The sequence below is a fragment of the Pelagicoccus sp. SDUM812003 genome, from assembly GCF_031127815.1.
Classification (GTDB): domain Bacteria; phylum Verrucomicrobiota; class Verrucomicrobiia; order Opitutales; family Opitutaceae; genus Pelagicoccus.
On the sequence record NZ_JARXHY010000016.1, the window covers coordinates 96,029 to 112,411 of the forward strand.

Consider the following 16,383-nt stretch of genomic DNA (forward strand, 5'->3'; position numbering starts at 1 on the left):
CAGACGAGGGTTGAAAAGCAATCCGGAAGCCGTTTTGTATTCCAGCATGCTTTCGCCCCACTTGACTGACCTGCGCCTCTACGAAAGATTCTGCCTCCTGGCCCTTCGAGACGAAGAAGGCACCATCGCGGTCTCCTTCTTCAATCACGCCCTCGCGGGAGCCTTGATCGCGGAGCTCATCCTTCGAGGCCGTGTCCGCGTCAGCTCAGACAAGAAACGCCTAGTGGACCTGGCAAGCTCAGCGCCCCTCGAAAACCACCTCCTTGACGAGTGCATGGGGCTCATCGCGGAGGACAAGAAAGCGAGAAACCTCAAAACCTGGATCGGACGCTTCGCTAGCATCAAGGACTTGCAGGAGAAGGCCACACGCGGCCTCTGCCAGCGAGGGATCCTAAATAAGGAGCACGCCAAAGTCTTGTTCGTCTTTTCCCGAACCGTTTATCCCGAAATCGATCCCGCGCCAGAACAGGCCCTTTTGAAGCGCCTGGAAACGATCATTTTCTCCGATGCCCCCGAGGTGGAGCCGGAGGATGCCGTCATCGTCTCACTGGCGAACGCAAATCGGATTCTGGAGCTCGCCTTCGGTCGCAAACGCATCAAGCAGCGCCGGCAGCGCATCAAGCAAATCGTCGAGGGCGACCTTGTCGGAAACGCCACTCGCGAAGTCATCGAGTCCATCCAAGCCGCCGTCGTGGTGGGGGCGGTGGTCGCAAGCGCCGTGGTCACCGCCACCTAGTCGCCTCCGCCCTTCTCTTCGATGAAACTCGCTCGACTCCTCGCGATCCTTATCGTCTCAACCGGCGCCTTGGCCTTCCAAGCCTGCTCGCCCAAGCTCTCCCCAGTCGGACCTGGCTGGGCGAACAATTCGGTCAACGCCGTCATCTTTCGCAAGAACTCGATCGCTTCGCATCAAGGCATCCAATACACCGCCTACTACGACGCGGAGGGCTATGTCGTGCTGGCGAAGCGCCAGCTGCCAAGCGGCGACTGGACCGTACGGAAAACCGGATACACCGGAAACGTTCGGGACGCTCACAATTCAATCAGCATCATAGTGGACGGAAACGGCATCCTGCACATGTCCTGGGACCACCATGGCGACCAGCTGAACTACTGCCGCAGCATCGCTCCCGGTTCGCTCGAGCTGACAGCGAAGCAAACGATGATTGGAGCGAACGAGAGCGACGTCACCTACCCTGAGTTCTACAACATCGCAAACGGCGACCTCATGTTCTTCTACCGCGATGGCGAATCCGGTCGTGGAAACCTGATCATCAACCGCTACGACCACCGCGCCCAGACCTGGTCTCGAGTGCAGAACAAACTGATCGACGGCGAGGATCAGCGAAACGCCTACATTCAGGCCAGCGTCGATCCCAACTCCGAGACCATACACCTATCCTGGGTCTGGAGAGAGACTTGGGACGTATCCACAAATCATGACCTTTCCTACGCCGTGTCGCGCGACGGCGGCAAGAGCTGGCAGACTTCCGCAGGCGTTTCCTACCAGCTCCCCATCACCATCGAAAACGCGGAAATCGCCTGGGAAATCCCGCAAAACAGCGAGCTCATCAACCAAACCTCCATGTGCGCGGACCTGAACGGCCACCCTTACATCGCCTCCTATTGGACTCCAAAGGGAGAGACCGTCCCCCAGTACCACATCGTCTTCCACGACGGCGAATCTTGGCGAGCTTCCCAAGTCAGCGACCGGAAAACGCCGTTCTCCCTCAGCGGGGGCGGCACCAAGCGCATCCCCATCTCGCGCCCTCAGATCCTCGCCGACTCCAGCGGCCAGAACAACAAGGCGTATTTGATTTTTAGGGACGAGGAACGAAGCAAGCGCCCTTCGATCGCGATCTGCGACGACCTGTCCAGTCCCAGCTGGGTCGTGGAAGACCTGGCCGACATCGATCTAGGACAATGGGAACCCTCCTACGATATCGGCCTTTGGCATCGAGAGAAAGTCCTGCACCTCTTCGTGCAGCGCGTCGACCAAGGGGATGGGGAAACCTCCGGAGAGATCCCGCCTCAGATGGTCTCGGTGCTGCGATGGAGCGACTGAACGAACCGTTTCCATCACAGCATTCGCTCCCGCTCTGGAACCCACTCATTCTGACGGTCTGATTTCGAGACCTCAGTATTTGTTTCTCATCCTCGGACCCACTGGCGAGACTTATCCCTACCTGCTCGGCAGCATAGCAGTCGCCTCGCAGCCCACCCCTTTCTAGAAGAAACTCTCACTCCCCTATTCGTATGGACAACAAATCCCTCTCAACTGGCGGCTTCACCCTTCCCGGCGAGGCCGGCTACGAAACGCTCACCCTGGAGCTCGCGAAAAAATGGGGCGCCGACGTGATCCGCGATTCCGACGGTACCCAGCTTTCGGACGAGATCATCGAGTCGGACTACGACATCTACAGCACGCTCTGTCTGGTGCGGGCCGACAACGAATGGGCCAAGGCCAATCCGACGAAGCTCCAACAGTGCTGCGTGATGAGCAAACCGGTCACCGCCGCCACGGCTACGGTCGAGATCGACCTTCTCGAGGGGTATTTTAAGGAGCAGCTGGTCATCAACTCAGACGACGCCCCCAAGGAGTGGTGGCAAGTCTTCGATCGCACCAGCGGCGAGGAAGTGCCAGCGGACAAGTGGTCCTTCGACAAGGACAGCGGCACTGTCACCATCGATGGCACCACCAAGTGGCACCGCTACACGGTCAACTTCTTCTGCTACCGCATCTGGGAGGAGATCTCCATGTACAACCACGTCACCAACGACTGGGGAGACAAGGAGCACCTCATGCCGATCGATCCCATCCACCCGGAAGCGCGCGACCAGATTCGCGACTACCTGACCAAGTGGCTCGACTCCCATCCCCACACCAAAGTCGTTCGCCTCACCTCCATGTTCTACAACTTCTGGTGGTTCTGGGGCGACCCAGCTCAGCAGAAGTTCATCGTAAACGACTGGGGGTCCTACGAGTTTTCAGTATCCACCGAGTCCATACGCCAGTTCGAAGCGAAATTCGGCTATCGCCCTAGCAGCGAGGACTTCGTCAACGCCGGGCTCTACAACAACTCCTACAAGGTGCCATCCAAGTTCTATCGCGACTGGATGGACTTCATCAACGCGTTCGTCGTGGAATTCGGCAAGGAATGCATCGAGATGATCCATCAGCGCGACAAGCTGGCATTCGTTTTCTACAACGACCACTGGATCGGTATCGAGCCCTACAACGAACGCTTCAAGGATTTCGGTTTCGATGGCATCATCGACGGGATCTTCAGCGGCTTCGAAGCTCGCAAGGTAGCGGAGTGCCCTGCTGTATCCGTGCGTGAACTACGCATGCACCCCTATCTCTTCCCCACCGGGGTGAACGGGGCTCCCTCCTTCCTGCCGGGCGGCACGCCAACCTTGGAATGCAAGAGCTACTGGGTCGACATTCGCAGAGCCATCTTGCGCAAGGGCGTGGACCGCATCGGCTTCGGCGGCTACCTCCACCTGGTGGAGAACCATCCCGACTTCGTCGACTACATCGAGGAGCTCGGCAAGGAGTTTCGCCAGCTGCGCAACCTGCACCACGACGGAGCCCCGCGAGAAATGCCTGTCAAGGTGGCGCTCCTGACCGCCTGGGGCAACACTCGGGCTTGGGCCTGCTGCGGCCACTACAACCATGGCAACTACTACAATGAAGTCATGGAAGCGGTTTCCGGTCTGCCCATCGAAACCGTTTTCATCTCCTTCGAGGACATTCTAGACGGCGGCATCGACCCGAGCATCGACGTGATCGTCAACGCCGGTTTGGTCGACGACTCATGGTCCGGCGGCGAGTATTGGAAAAACGCAAAGATCATCGAAGCCGTGAGCGAATTCGTGGCCCAAGGCGGCGGACTGATCGGCGTGGGCGAACCCAGCGCTCAGCGCCATAGCACCCAGTATTTTCAGCTTTCCGACGCTCTAGGCGTGGATCGCGAGCTCGGACTCACCTCTGCCTTCAATCGCTACCCATTCGAAGCGAAATCCGAACACTTCATTCTGGAAGACGCTTCGGGACCGCTTGAGCTGGGCAAGACCATCGACCGCGTCTACATCACCAATCCCGACACCATGGTGCTCGCCGCCAACGCGGCGACGCCGACCCTCGCCGTCAAGGAGTTCCAGAAAGGGCGCAGCGTCTATTTGGCTGGATACAAATACTCCCCAGCCAATGTGAGACTGCTGCTTCGGGCCATCCTTTGGGCGTCCAAAAACGAAGCCCAACTCCAAAGCTGGATCTGCTCCAATGCCAACACCGAATGCGCCTACTACCCAGCGTCGAAAACGCTGGTGGTAGTCAACAACACGGAAGAGAAGCAATCAACGAGCGTATCCACCGATCAAGGACAAAAGAGCTTCGAACTCGAGCCATTCGCCACCTTGATCGAAAAGCTGTAGACCGCTCGCTCAGCGAACGACCTTTCAAGACGTCCGGGCCTCCACCCGGACGTTTTTTCGCTCCGCCAAGTCATTCGTTCCTCCCCCGCAGAAACTCTGGGCATCTCGAACGCTCTTCTTTTCGCAAGGCGACACAGGGCAAGGCCAAGGAGCCGCCTCGGACCTAAGGCGCCTTCCCAGGGAGCCGGACCGCCTCACGCGCCGTCGCTTAGCTTGCAACTCCTTTTTGCAACGTTGCAAAAAGGAGTTGCAAGCCTTCGGTCCTGTGGGGCTAGGCCCTCGGAGGCGAGCTACCAGCGTTTCAGCGACTTGCTCATCGAAAGCAGCACCAGACCGGCCTCGTTAGCGGCAGAAAGGTGCTCCGCTTCCTTGCCGCCCACTGGCTTGATCACGGCCCGAATCCCGCGCTGCTTCATCTCGGTCAGGATAGCCGGAGCGATCTCCTCCGTGTCCACCACCGCCACCGCGTCCTTCATTTCCAGGTCGCGACGGCGCAAAGCGTCCCAGGCTCGGCGGGTCGAGTAGTGGCCCGATTCGAAGCCGACCAAGCCCTCTGCGTTGGCGACTACCAGAGCGATGGAGTCCACGTGCCGAGCCACTTTGGCAGCGAATAGCAGAATTTCCCAGTCCTCGACTAGCGGCTGAGCGAGGCTGCCAACCGTCCACTCCATGGGATTGATGGCGGAGCGGTCCTTGTCTTGCACCAAGGCCCCGCCAATCACGGTTCTCGCCTCGTGCAAAGCGTCGTATCCCAGTCCCGAGGTCGAAACCACCGCTTTCACCGCCGGGGAGGCCTCCTTCAGGACGGCGCGTTCCGGCTCGGTGAAATCCGGGGCGAGGATGCCGAAAACCCCATGCTTCAGGGCAAATTCCAGTCCCTGCTCGCCAAGGTTGCCATTGACCACCAGCCAGCTTCCTGACGCGTCCGGAGACGACAAGCCACGCTGCAAGGCCTCCGCGTGATCCGCCCCAAAAGCCGCATGAACCACCTTGCCGTGGCGCAGCAGCGCGGTTGCCGGTCGTTCGAACTCGCCGATCAGGTAGGCGGCCCGGGAAAGCGTCAGCGTCGACTCGAAATCCAGATCTCCACCGGCGACCAGTTCGAAATGATCGAAGAAGTTTCCGTACAAGGCGGCTTTCTGGTGGCGGTTTTCCCCCTGTTTGAACAGCTGGGCTCGCGGCCAGGCGAAGCGCATGGCTTTTGAGTAGCCGCTCAACGCCCCCATGTCCGGAGCGTCGGCCCCCTGCACCTCGAGGTATTGGGCCACCGCGAAATCGAACTCGCTGGCCGCTCTGAGCGCCGCCACCGCTCGATCCACGCGAAACGCCTGACTGAACCGCCCGCCACGTTCCTGCATGTCCTCCAAGGCAGCGCCGTAGTCGCCCGCGTTTCCCAGCACCGCGATGTGGTCCGCCAACCAAGCGGCGGCCCGGATCGCGTCCACGATCTCACGGTCGAAAGCCCTCATGGCGGACTTCCACGACAGCAAGGACCTCCCCGCCGACTCGACATCCAGAAAATTCGCCACCAGCAAGCTGACGCCGTTCGAGCGATCCGAGAAAAACGCCGGAGCATCGGCCGGATCCAGCGCCTGACAGGCGATCTCTTTCGCGTCGAATACCTCCTTCGCGGCTTCGTTGCCATGGAGCTGGTACCCGTACCGCTCCACCAGCTTCTCTCCGAATTCGGCGATTCCGGAAACGTCTTTCACCGCGAAAATTGCCCTCTTATCCATGCCCTCCATCACGAAGCCCCTCCCCACTCATTCAAGCATAAAGCGAAATCCGCCGGCTCTCTTCCCTCCCGGAACCGATTTCGCACCCGTTTTCCTATTGAACTCGTCCAGCCCTCGTCTGATATGTCGGGTTTCCACAAGCATGACCCAGCAAAGCACAACGCCACTTAAGATCGGAGACCGAGAGTTCAGCTCTCGCCTGTTTGTCGGCACCGGCAAATTCAGCAACAACGAGGCCATGCGCGACGCGGCCCGGGCATCGGGCACCAAACTGGTGACCGTCGCCCTCAAGCGGGCAAACCTGTCCGGCGGGTCCGACCCCTTCGCCAACATTCTCGATTTCCTGGAGCCAGAGCGCTACCTGATTCTGCCCAACACCTCCGGCGCCATGAATGCCGAGGAAGCCGTGCGCATCGCTCGCCTCGCTGTGGCTGCCGGACTGCCAAAGTGGGTGAAACTGGAGATTCATCCGGATCCCAACTACCTGCTGCCCGATCCCATCGAAACCCTCGCCGCAGCGGAAATCCTGGTGAAGGAAGGCTTCACCGTCATGCCCTACATCAACGCCGATCCCGTCCTCGCCCAGCGGCTGCAGGACGTCGGCTGCGCCACGGTGATGCCTCTGGGCTCGCCCATCGGCTCGAACCGCGGGCTCGATACGCGCTCGCAAATCGAAATCATCATCGAGCAGGCCCGCGTGCCGGTAGTGGTCGACGCCGGCATCGGCGCCCCATCCCACGCCGCGGCCGCCATGGAAATGGGAGCCGACGCGGTCCTGGTGAATACCGCCATCGCCATCGCTCCGGACCCGGCAGCCATGGCTCGAGCGTTCGCCAAAGCGGTCGAATGCGGGCGCGAAGCCTTCGAGATCGGTCTCGGCAGCTCGTCCGCAAAAGCGGAACCCACCAGCCCGCTCACCGCCTTTCTGAATGCGGAATGAAAAAGCAAGGATTCAGAAGCATCCCACTCCTGCATTCCTCATCCTCACTTCTTAAATAAGCTCAATGCCAACCTTTTCCGAAACGTTTAAGCAGCTCGACTTCGACCGTCCGCTGGACATCGCCGCCACCGCTTCGGCCGGCGCCATCGAGCGGATTCTGAAACAAGGACGCGCCCGCACGCTCAACGACTTCGCCGCCCTGCTTTCGCCTGCCGCGGAAGCCTACCTGGAGCCGCTCTGCAAGCTCTCCCAGCAGATCACGCAGCGACATTTCGGCAAGACCATGCGCATGTTCGCTCCGCTGTACCTGTCGAACGAGTGCGTGAACGTGTGCAAGTACTGCGGCTTCTCACGCCACAACGACATCCCGCGCATCACTCTGTCGCTGGACAAGATGGAGCACGAAGCCCGCATCCTGCACCGGCAAGGATTTCGCTCCATCCTCCTCGTCGCTGGCGAGCACCCGAAGTATGTTTCAAATGGATACGTGGAAGAGTGCGTGCGACGTCTCTCTCGATTTTTCCCCAGCATAGCCCTGGAGCTAGGTCCGCTGGAGTCGGAACGCTACAAGCCGCTGGTCGACGCTGGCTGCGAGGCCCTAATCGTGTATCAGGAAACCTATGACGAAGACACCTACAAGTGGCTCCATACGGCGGGTCCGAAGAAGCATTTCCACTGGCGCATGGACACCGCGGATCGCGCCTACGCAGCGGGCTTCCGTCGCCTCGGCATTGGAGCGCTTTTCGGACTTCACGACTGGCACAAGGAAGCCTTGGCAGTGGCAGCGCACGCCGACCACCTGCTTAAGACCTGCTGGAAGGCCCAGCTCAACGTATCCATGCCTCGGATGCGTCCTGCAGCTGGCGAATTCGAACAAGTGGAATTCCTCAGGGACCACCACTTCGTGCAGGTCATCACCGCCATGCGCATCTTCCTGCCGCACGTGGGCATCACCCTATCCACGCGCGAGCCGGCCAGCTTGCGCGACGGCCTCATCCCGCTGGGCATCACCAGCATGTCAGCCGGATCCAGCACCGAACCAGGCGGCTACAGCAGCTTCGACGAGACCACCTTTCAGCAAACCCGCGAGCAGGAGGGCGAGCAGTTTCACATCGCCGACGAGCGCTCGCCCAAAGAAGTGGCAGCGGTGCTCAATCGGCTCGGCTACGAAGCCGTTTGGAAAGACTTCGACCAATCGCTCATCCAAGCCTAACGCTCTAAGACTTCTTCCTTCTTAGATCGTTCTTCTTCCTTTTCACTTCTTCCTTTCACCCATGACCATCACCGCCAACGGCAATTCCTTCGACCTCGAGTCCGGCACCACGCTGCCCGCTTTCCTAGAGTCGATCGGCCATCAAGTCGGCCTTGTCATCGTCGAGCGCAACAAACAGGCCCTCTCGCCCAGCGAAGCCAAGGATGTCATTTTGGAAGACGGCGACACCCTGGAGATCGTAAAGATCGTAGCCGGCGGCTAATCGATCCAAGGTGGAGCAGGACCTCCGGGCACGCTCTTTCCTCAAAGCTCCTCCCGAAAACTTCCGTCCAAGCCGACGTAGCCTATCAACCCCGTGTGTCCGCTCAGAATCAGCCGGACATCGATGGCCTCCAACTCTTCGAGACTATCCTGGGAAACGGATGGCTCCAACCACGGATCGAACACGAACGTCGCCCAGAAGTTGTGGTGACCTTGCGATTGGGTTCGCGAAAAATCGGTGGTAAACTCGATTGGATCAGCGAGCAATCCACGTACCTCGGTCTTGTTCCAGCGCAGCAGATGTCCCGTTTTTATAATGAAGTCGGCCGTGTATTGAGACTCTCGCCAATAGTCGATTAACACCGAAACACTCTCTTCGTCAGAAACCTCGAACCGATCCCGCACAGCATAGTCCCAGAGAACCTGAGGGCTCGGTTCCCTTCCATAGGATGAAAACTCGTCTCGATACATCGGCGCGAGCTCTCCGTTGATTCTTTCATGTCCAGCGAAACGCGGCTGCTCGAAGGTCACGCTGAGAAAATAGCTCGACCAAGACCGAGGGATGAGACCGCCTTGATCGCTGGTCCCTGCAGCATTACTCAGATGTGTCAGTGTGTAGACGTTGGTCTCTCCATCGCTTTCCTCGCTCCACCGATAGATTCCGTTCCCTTCTTCGTAGATGAAACTGGCGTTCGGAAGATCCAACGGGTCTCCTTCGTAGGTCACCACTTCACCATCTTTGACGCGCGTCCAACGCATCGACTCGATCAAAGGCGTCTGCTTCGCATCCAAAGTATCGATACGAGCGCTTCTTTCCTGAAACTCAAAGGCGCTCTTGATGTAGTGAAATCCCAGCGCCGTATCCAAAGACCCTTCGTTGGTGATGAAGTTCACTTCCCGATCTCCACCAATGTAAGCGACCTTTTCCGTGCTCGCATTGTAGGTTGGCACCCGGCGCACCTGCTTGATTTCGAGGACACCGGGACTGACCAGCTTGTACTCCAAATCGAGGGCGATTTCTTCGTTTTCTGGAATATCGTCGTGAAACGCTCGATACGCCGACACTACTTTCCGCACCAGTTCCGCCAGCTCCAAATAGCGCTCTTGGTTTCCCAGCACCCAGTCATCCTGGTTATCTACCAAGCCGGAAGACTGATCGCGATCCACTGAATCACCCCATGCATAAACCACCTCTGGGGCCGATCCCGGTTCAGGGTTCGCTACCGATTCCGCACCGACCTGCGAGACGATCTTCAATCGCTCCCAGGGCCATTCCGATTCATCGTAGACCAATACCCCGTTCGCCATCTCGCTTTCGTCCGGATATGAATAGTGGGCGAGAACCCCCATCCCCACCTTCGATTCGTCGACCCCCAACCGCAGGCGCTCCATAAACGCGTTTTCATTGTAGAAACTCGCGTAGACCTTGCGCATGGCCCGAAAGACGCCGCGCTCCTTTTCCTCATCCGGCTCGCAGATTGACGGCCCGCTGTCGTCTCCATCGAGCTCATCAGCCAGACAACCGCTTTTGCTATCGTAGAGACCAGCGCCCGAATAATTCTCCGCGTCCTCCACATTGGTCGAACTACGAAAACGGATACGCCTCATCTCATCGAATTCATCCAGCGCAGCTAGCACCTCAGCTCGCTGGGAAGGGGAAAAATCCGCCACATCTTCGATCGTGTCTCGCACCTTTTTCAAGTCAGCATTGAGCGAGGGCAAATCCAAGTTCGCCCAAGTGTATCCCGATAACGTATCCTCGATCCAACTACCCAGATCCAGGCCAGCTTCGATTTCCTGAGCCATGTAGTCATCCCAGAGGTCCATCGAGAATGCCACCGCATAGGGCCGTGTGTTCTCAGGAATCTCCCGCAGCAGGAATCCGAAGTTCGCCGCCTTTCCCCCAAAGCTCGCGATGTCGTCAGGCGTGAGTCCAATCACGTTTTCCGAGTAGCTTCCGTAGCTTCGTTTTTTCTCGAAATCCAACGGGGCGGCAGTTTTGAGCCCTTTGAAATAGGCCAGCGTTTCCGCATCCATATTCAGATCGTCCACCCTGTGGACTTCCCATTCACAAAACTTGCCTGTCCAGACGAGCACCTCCTGATCGATCAATGAGAGAAGCCGATTCTCAAACTCGACGTCTCCCGCATAGAGGAACGGGATGTCGTACGCCCGAGCGAGAATGGCCACATGACTATTCGGCGTCGCTGGCTCCAGGGTAACGATCCCGGAAACGTAGGGCACCTCGCCGGGCACTGTATCCGTAATCAGGATATCGGTCGACAGAAGCTCGCCATTTTCGTACGCCGCCAGGACGTCTTCCGACCTTACGAAATTCAGACGCCCTAGGGTCCAGCCTTTGACATAGCAAACGTTATCCTCAGCTCCCCAAGCGTCGTTACTAGAAAACGCAATCCCCTCTCCGTCCAGATACTCCAAATCCACGGCCGAGAAATACAGGTTTCCACCTTGATTCAAAAAGCCGACAAAGGTTCCCGGCGCCTCCAGGCTTGTATCCACCAAATGGTACAGCAGTGCCACAAATCGAGGTGACTCGAACCCACTTCCTTCAAACTCAATATAGTAATGCCCGTTTTCCTCGTCCAAGATGACCGATCCCAGCACCGCTTGGCGTCGGTCCCGCTCGTCCTTTCGAAGCGCCAGGGTTACCTCATCGAACTCGGATCGCGTCATACCGGCAAACATGGGAATCTTGTCCACTGCGAACTCGTAGTGAAACGCGTACTCTTTCGTGTCCTGAAAGTACACCGTCGTCAGATCGTCCATCAAGATGGTGAACTTGGCGAAGGTCACCGTGCGATCCCCCTGCTCGAAGGGTTCGGAGAAAAGAGCATCGCCGGGCAGCGTCAGCCGCGTATCCAACGAATCATCCGCAGGCACGACCGGAGGCATGGCGCTTCTCGCCCGAAAGAAGACCGGACTTCTCGGAAACGCATCCGTATCCTCCCGAAATCGCCACTGGACATTATCCGTTGCCCAATCTGGCGACCATAGGACTAGATCGCCGCTTGACTCTAGCACCGTGACCTCATCCGGAGGTGTTTTCCCATCGATCTCTAAACCCGTCCGGACTCGCTCGATCGAGATTTCAGGGACCTGCGAGTAGCCGATCGCGAAGAAAAGCGAAATCGAAGCTAGCAAAGCGCAACGCAACACGACTAAACGAACCATAGCACTACCTTCTCGTACAAGACCTGAATAGATACTTACTAACGCTGCGACAATTACGTAGCCAGCAAGTACAAGGATTCAACTATTTCACCTTCGATTCTTCATGCCCAATTCTTCACAGCAGCTTCCCGGATTGTTAGTCCAGCTCGACGACCTTCGCTACCAGTACGGCGGACCGGGCGTGCCGGCGCGCACGCCGCACGTGTTCATCTATTTTCTGACCATCACCAACCTTTCCGACCGAGCGGTGCACCTGCTCGGCCGGAAGTGGATCATCCAGGAGGAAGGCGGGGAAACCATCGTGGTCGAAGGCGACAAGATCGTGGGCGAGGAGCCGAAACTGCTACCGGGCGAGCATTTCTCCTACAACAGCTTTCACGTCGGCTCCTGCAGCGCCACGGCCCGCGGCAGCTTCCATGGCGTCGATCAATTCGGCGAAAAGATCCACTGCCTCATCCCGGAATTCGAGATGCGAATCCCCGGGGAATGATTCTTTGGCGAGCTCGGTGATAGGAAGACAACGGCTGCCTAGCCGTCGTTCGCCTTGCCATTGGGAAGGTCGACGGTGAAGCAGGAACCTTGAGGGCTGCTCTCGAGGCTGATCTGCCCCCCGAGGGCGATAACGTGCTTTTTGACCAAGTAGGTGCCAAGCCCGCTACCGTACTGGGAGCTGTTTCCCACGCGATAGAACATGTCGAACACCCGCTCTTTCGCTTCATCCGGAATACCGATTCCGTTGTCCTCCACCTCGATGCGAACCCAGCCGTAGCGAAGCTCCGAAATCCGCACTTCGACGAATTTCTCCTCTCGCTCCGGATGGGAGTACTTAACCGAATTGGAAACCAGGTTCTCCAGGATCTGCTGAATTCGGACCTCCTGGGAGTAAAACGCTCCGGTGAGCCTACAGCTAAGGCGAGTCCGCACGCCTTCCTCCTCGATGATCGCACGCAGGGATTCGAAGACCGTGCTCACCATCTTCTCGCAATCGATGGGCGCCAGCTGCGTATCGAAGCGGTCCACGCGACACAGATCCAGCAGGTCCTTGACCAGTTTCTCCAAACGCTCGGTCTGCTGGCGGATGCGCTGCGCCAGGTCCTTCACGGCATCGGTATCGCCACTCGCCAGCTCCATGCCCACCAACTCGCAAAGGCCCCGGATCGTCTTCAGTGGCGAAACCAGATCGTGCGAGGCGCGGTAGTTGAACTGCGATAGCTCGTCGTTGGCCCGAGCGAGCTGCTTCTGGGCCTGTCGCAACTCCTTCGCTTGCTGGCGAGCGTCGCGATTGGCCCGAGTGATTTGAACAAAAAGCATCAGCAGCAGGGTGTCGACCAAACCGCCAGCCAGCAGGATGAAATACGGCTGCGAGGAGGAAACGTCGTGCCGAAACTGCAAATCGCTCTCGAATTCGAACCGCCAGGAGCGACCGTAGATGGGAAGAGAGGCCTCGGACTGGAAAAGCGGGTCCGGGTCGGTCTTGAGCTCCCCGTTGTTCTGATCCGAAAAAATCAGTTGTTCGTCGTCGAAGATCTTCACCCGCACGTGGCGATTCTCACGAGCAAGAACCCCTTCGAGCAGCTTTTTCATGATAAACGGGGCGTAGACGAGCCCCTCGAACTCCATTGAACTTTCGGTTTCGCGATAGAAGGGAACGAAAAAGAGAAATCCGGGCGTTTGCTGAGCGTCCTGCACCAGCACAATGGGGCCAGTGATGTGGGCCCGCCCCGTCTCTCGAGTCAGTCGAGCTGCTCTGAAACGGTTGGTCTCGTGGGCCATATCCAGGCCGACCGCCTTCTGGTTGCCCCTCAACGGCTGGATGTAGCTGATAGGCCAGTAGCCGATCTCGGAACTGTTCTCCACAGGCGGATGCACCTCATAGTCGGGACGCAGCCTCCGCTGCTCGGCCAGGTAGCCTTCGAACTCTTCCGCAGGCACGTAGTGAATCAGGCCCATGCCATTGATCCCTGGATACTTGCGCACGATGCCAATGCGCTCGGCATAGTCCTTCCACTCCTCGACACTCACCCCTCCGCCCATGCTTTCGACATGGGCCGCCCCGGCCCACAGAGCGTCCTCATAGCGCTGCAAGCGCTCCACGACTAGATTGAGGAACCGGCTAGTGGAACGCTCGTAGCGCAGTCGGCCTTTTTCCTCGATCTGCTCCGTCGTGAGGTACCAGCCGTACAAGGTGACCATCAGAGACCCGACGATGATCATCCAGTGCATCCAGTGCAGGCTACTGTACCAGGTTCGCTCCGCCGAGCGGGGTCTAGCAGGCTCGCTAGATTCAGCTGCGGTGTCGTTGTCCGAGGAAATCATAGATCATCTTGCCAGGCGAAAAAACGGAGACCGCCCTCCCTGACTCCGCTTTCGGCAGCGCGGTCGAGCAGGATCTCGACGCCAAGCTACCGGAGAAGAGCGTTCACGCAAGTCACCTCGACAAGGAATGATTCAGAAATGGTTCACGCGCCACAGCCCGAGCCCGAGCGATAGGATCCGCTTGACCTCCCTGCGCGGCGCGGGAATAACACAGGTTTTTAAGGGGTAACACCCGCTCGCCGAACAACGAACCGAACGCTCAACCCTGACTTTCCAAGCACGTGGTCACCATCGCAGACGTCGCCTCACAATCGCCCTCCCTATTCGGTCTCGCTGACCGGCAATGGATCTGGCTCGCCACGGTGGTCTTCGCTTCGAGCTTCGTGCTGGGAACCTACTCCGCCCTCAAGCTTCGCCGAAAGACCGGGCGCCCCTACATCCTCAGCCTCGTCTCCTTCGGCTGGATCCTGCAAACCATCGGGCTCTACGCTCGAGGCCTGCAATACGGCGGCTGCCCGCTGGCCAACCAGTTCGAGCTGGTCCAGTTCATGGTGTGGTCCGCGATCGCGATCTACATCTTTGTCGGCCCCGCCTTTCGGGTGAGTTTGCTCGGCGTTTTCACCTCCGGTTTCGCCTGCCTCTTTTCCATCCTCTCTCTGGTGTTCACCCACTGGGACTCGCCAAGCCGCGAGCCCATCTTCGGCGATTCGCCATGGATCGAGACTCACGCCGCCCTGGCGCTCTTCAGCTACGGCGTGTTTGGAGTGCTGACCTTGACCTCGGCCATGTACCTGCTGCAAAGCCGCAGTCTGAAAAAGAAAAAGGTGGTGGGCGGCCTGTTTCCGTTTCTTCCCTCCATCGTGGAGCTCAACTCAATCAATCAGCGCCTGCTCAGCATGGGGGTAATCATCCTCACCGTGTCCTTGGGAATCGGATACCAGTACTTCGCCCAAGACCATAGCTCGGTCATCGCTATAAAGCTCACCTCCACCCTGCTGGTTTGGGTAGCCTACGGCATAACGCTCTTCCTGCGCCTGCGCCACATCCTTAGTTCGAAACGCTTCTCATGGGTATGCATCGTCATCTTCCTCGCCGCACTGCTGTCTCTCGCCGCGGTCAATCGTAACCAATCCGAGGCCCAGAGCGCCTCATGGCCTGACCGCTACGATTCGATTGCCTCATGAGCCAAGGAAACGACGCTTTCATCGTACTGAGCATCAACCACGAAAAGGCCTCCTTGGAAGTGAGGGAGCGCTACTCCGTGGACGAGCGGCGAGTGGACGAACTCTATCAAAAACTCCACCAGAGAATCGCGGACGAATCCCTGGTGCTCAACACCTGCAACCGCTTCGAGCTCTACGCGAAGCTGGGCGACGGCGTCGAGACCAACGACGTGGTTCGCCTGATATCCGCCTTCTACGGGCACGGCGAAGACGATCTCAAGAAGCACCTGCACCTGCGCCAAGGACGCGAAGCGGTGCAGCACCTGATCGAAGTGTCGGCGGGTCTGCGTTCCCAAATAACCGGCGAGGCGGAGATCTTCGGCCAAGTGAAAAGCGCCTACGCTCTGTCTCAGAAATCCGGATACGCAGGGAAAGTCATCAATCGCGTTTTCCAGAAGGGCTTCCAGGCGGCCAAGTTCATTCGAAACTCGACCTCAGTCGGACAAGGCCAGATCAACATCTCCAACGTCGCGGTCGAACTGGCGTCCAAGATCTTCGGCTCCTTGAGCAAGGCGGCGGTGCTTTCGCTGGGCACCGGCGAGATCGGAGAAAAAACCGTCAAAGCTTTGCGAAGCCGCGGGGCCAAACGATTCGGCGTCGCCAGTCGTTCCCTCGAGAGGGCCCAAAGCGTCGCCAGCGAATGGGGCGGCACGCCGCATACGGTGGCGGACCTGCAGAACTATCTCCCTCAATACGACATCGTGATCGCTTCGGTCGGCAGCGACGATCCGATCATCACCGAGGGATTGCTCAACCGTTGCGCCAGCAAGCGAAACGACCGCCCGCTCTTCCTCATCGACCTCGGACTGCCCCGCAACGTCGAGAAACGCTGCGAGGACTTGGACAACGTTTTCCTCTACAACCTCGACGACTTGGCGGCCATCGCTGAGGAAAACCTCAACCAGCGCAAACAGGCCATGCAGGAATGCGTCGTGATCGCGAAAACCAAGTCCGGCTACATCTGGGACGCCCTGATGAAGCGCGGCCTTGGCTGAATCCAGTTTTCAACTACCGCAGCTTCCACGAAGCCATGCGCCTCGACGGCGAACCGAAACTCCAGGCTCG

Annotated in this window: 13 protein-coding genes; 10 read left to right on the top strand and 3 right to left on the bottom strand. The window is 58.5% G+C overall.

The window, feature by feature from the left end; all coding sequences use genetic code 11:
- Nucleotides 1-10 precede the first annotated feature (10 nt).
- From QEH54_RS18755 to gnpA, 3 genes are all read left to right on the top strand, one after another.
- On the top strand, nt 11-736 hold the full coding sequence (locus QEH54_RS18755) for a GPP34 family phosphoprotein (RefSeq protein WP_309020243.1): 726 nt from the start codon (nt 11-13) through the stop codon (nt 734-736).
- A gap of 21 nt (nt 737-757) precedes the next feature.
- On the top strand, nt 758-2,065 hold the full coding sequence (locus QEH54_RS18760) for a BNR repeat-containing protein (RefSeq protein ID WP_309020244.1): 1,308 nt from the start codon (nt 758-760) through the stop codon (nt 2,063-2,065).
- Nucleotides 2,066-2,256: 191 nt separating this feature from the next.
- Complete coding sequence (gene gnpA / locus QEH54_RS18765; protein ID WP_309020245.1) at nt 2,257-4,437, top strand: 1,3-beta-galactosyl-N-acetylhexosamine phosphorylase; 2,181 nt, start codon at nt 2,257-2,259, stop codon at nt 4,435-4,437.
- A gap of 290 nt (nt 4,438-4,727) precedes the next feature.
- Here the strand turns inward: gnpA and QEH54_RS18770 are convergent, their stop codons facing one another.
- Nucleotides 4,728-6,173 carry a hypothetical protein gene (locus QEH54_RS18770; protein ID WP_309020246.1) on the bottom strand — a complete coding sequence of 482 codons (1,446 nt, stop codon included), beginning with the start codon at nt 6,171-6,173 and terminating at the stop codon, nt 4,728-4,730.
- Between the two features lie 142 nt (nt 6,174-6,315).
- Here QEH54_RS18770 and QEH54_RS18775 point away from each other — a divergent pair, with 142 nt between their 5' ends.
- The 3 genes from QEH54_RS18775 (at nt 6,316) to thiS (ending at nt 8,588) form a co-directional block, all read left to right on the top strand.
- Complete coding sequence (locus tag QEH54_RS18775) at nt 6,316-7,113, top strand: thiazole synthase (RefSeq protein WP_309020247.1); 798 nt, start codon at nt 6,316-6,318, stop codon at nt 7,111-7,113.
- A gap of 64 nt (nt 7,114-7,177) precedes the next feature.
- The gene (gene thiH / locus QEH54_RS18780; protein WP_309020248.1) at nt 7,178-8,326 is read left to right on the top strand and encodes a 2-iminoacetate synthase ThiH; all 1,149 of its coding nucleotides are present in this window, start codon (nt 7,178-7,180) and stop codon (nt 8,324-8,326) included.
- A 25-nt stretch (nt 8,327-8,351) separates the two neighbouring features.
- Nucleotides 8,352-8,588, top strand: a complete 237-nt coding sequence (gene thiS, locus QEH54_RS18785) for a sulfur carrier protein ThiS (RefSeq protein ID WP_309020286.1) — start codon at nt 8,352-8,354, stop codon at nt 8,586-8,588.
- Between the two features lie 41 nt (nt 8,589-8,629).
- On the opposite strand, the gene QEH54_RS18790 is transcribed toward thiS, so the two are convergent.
- Nucleotides 8,630-11,500 carry a PEP/pyruvate-binding domain-containing protein gene (locus QEH54_RS18790; RefSeq protein ID WP_309020249.1) on the bottom strand — a complete coding sequence of 957 codons (2,871 nt, stop codon included), beginning with the start codon at nt 11,498-11,500 and terminating at the stop codon, nt 8,630-8,632.
- A gap of 382 nt (nt 11,501-11,882) precedes the next feature.
- Here QEH54_RS18790 and QEH54_RS18795 point away from each other — a divergent pair, with 382 nt between their 5' ends.
- Entirely contained in the window at nt 11,883-12,269 is a 387-nt protein-coding gene (locus QEH54_RS18795) for an ApaG domain (protein WP_309020250.1), read from the top strand.
- A gap of 38 nt (nt 12,270-12,307) precedes the next feature.
- Here the strand turns inward: QEH54_RS18795 and QEH54_RS18800 are convergent, their stop codons facing one another.
- Complete coding sequence (locus QEH54_RS18800) at nt 12,308-14,095, bottom strand: CHASE domain-containing protein (protein ID WP_309020251.1); 1,788 nt, start codon at nt 14,093-14,095, stop codon at nt 12,308-12,310.
- Nucleotides 14,096-14,103: 8 nt separating this feature from the next.
- Between QEH54_RS18800 and QEH54_RS18805 the strand changes: the two genes are divergently transcribed.
- The 3 genes from QEH54_RS18805 to hemA all read left to right on the top strand — a co-directional run bounded on the left by QEH54_RS18805 (nt 14,104) and on the right by hemA (nt 16,313).
- Nucleotides 14,104-14,226, top strand: a complete 123-nt coding sequence (locus tag QEH54_RS18805; protein WP_309020252.1) for a hypothetical protein — start codon at nt 14,104-14,106, stop codon at nt 14,224-14,226.
- Between the two features lie 150 nt (nt 14,227-14,376).
- Entirely contained in the window at nt 14,377-15,279 is a 903-nt protein-coding gene (ccsA, locus tag QEH54_RS18810) for a cytochrome c biogenesis protein CcsA (RefSeq protein ID WP_309020253.1), read from the top strand.
- Nucleotides 15,276-16,313, top strand: a complete 1,038-nt coding sequence (gene hemA / locus QEH54_RS18815) for a glutamyl-tRNA reductase (protein WP_309020254.1) — start codon at nt 15,276-15,278, stop codon at nt 16,311-16,313. The genes ccsA and hemA overlap by 4 nt, the downstream gene beginning before the upstream one ends.
- Nucleotides 16,314-16,383: the final 70 nt, after the last annotated feature.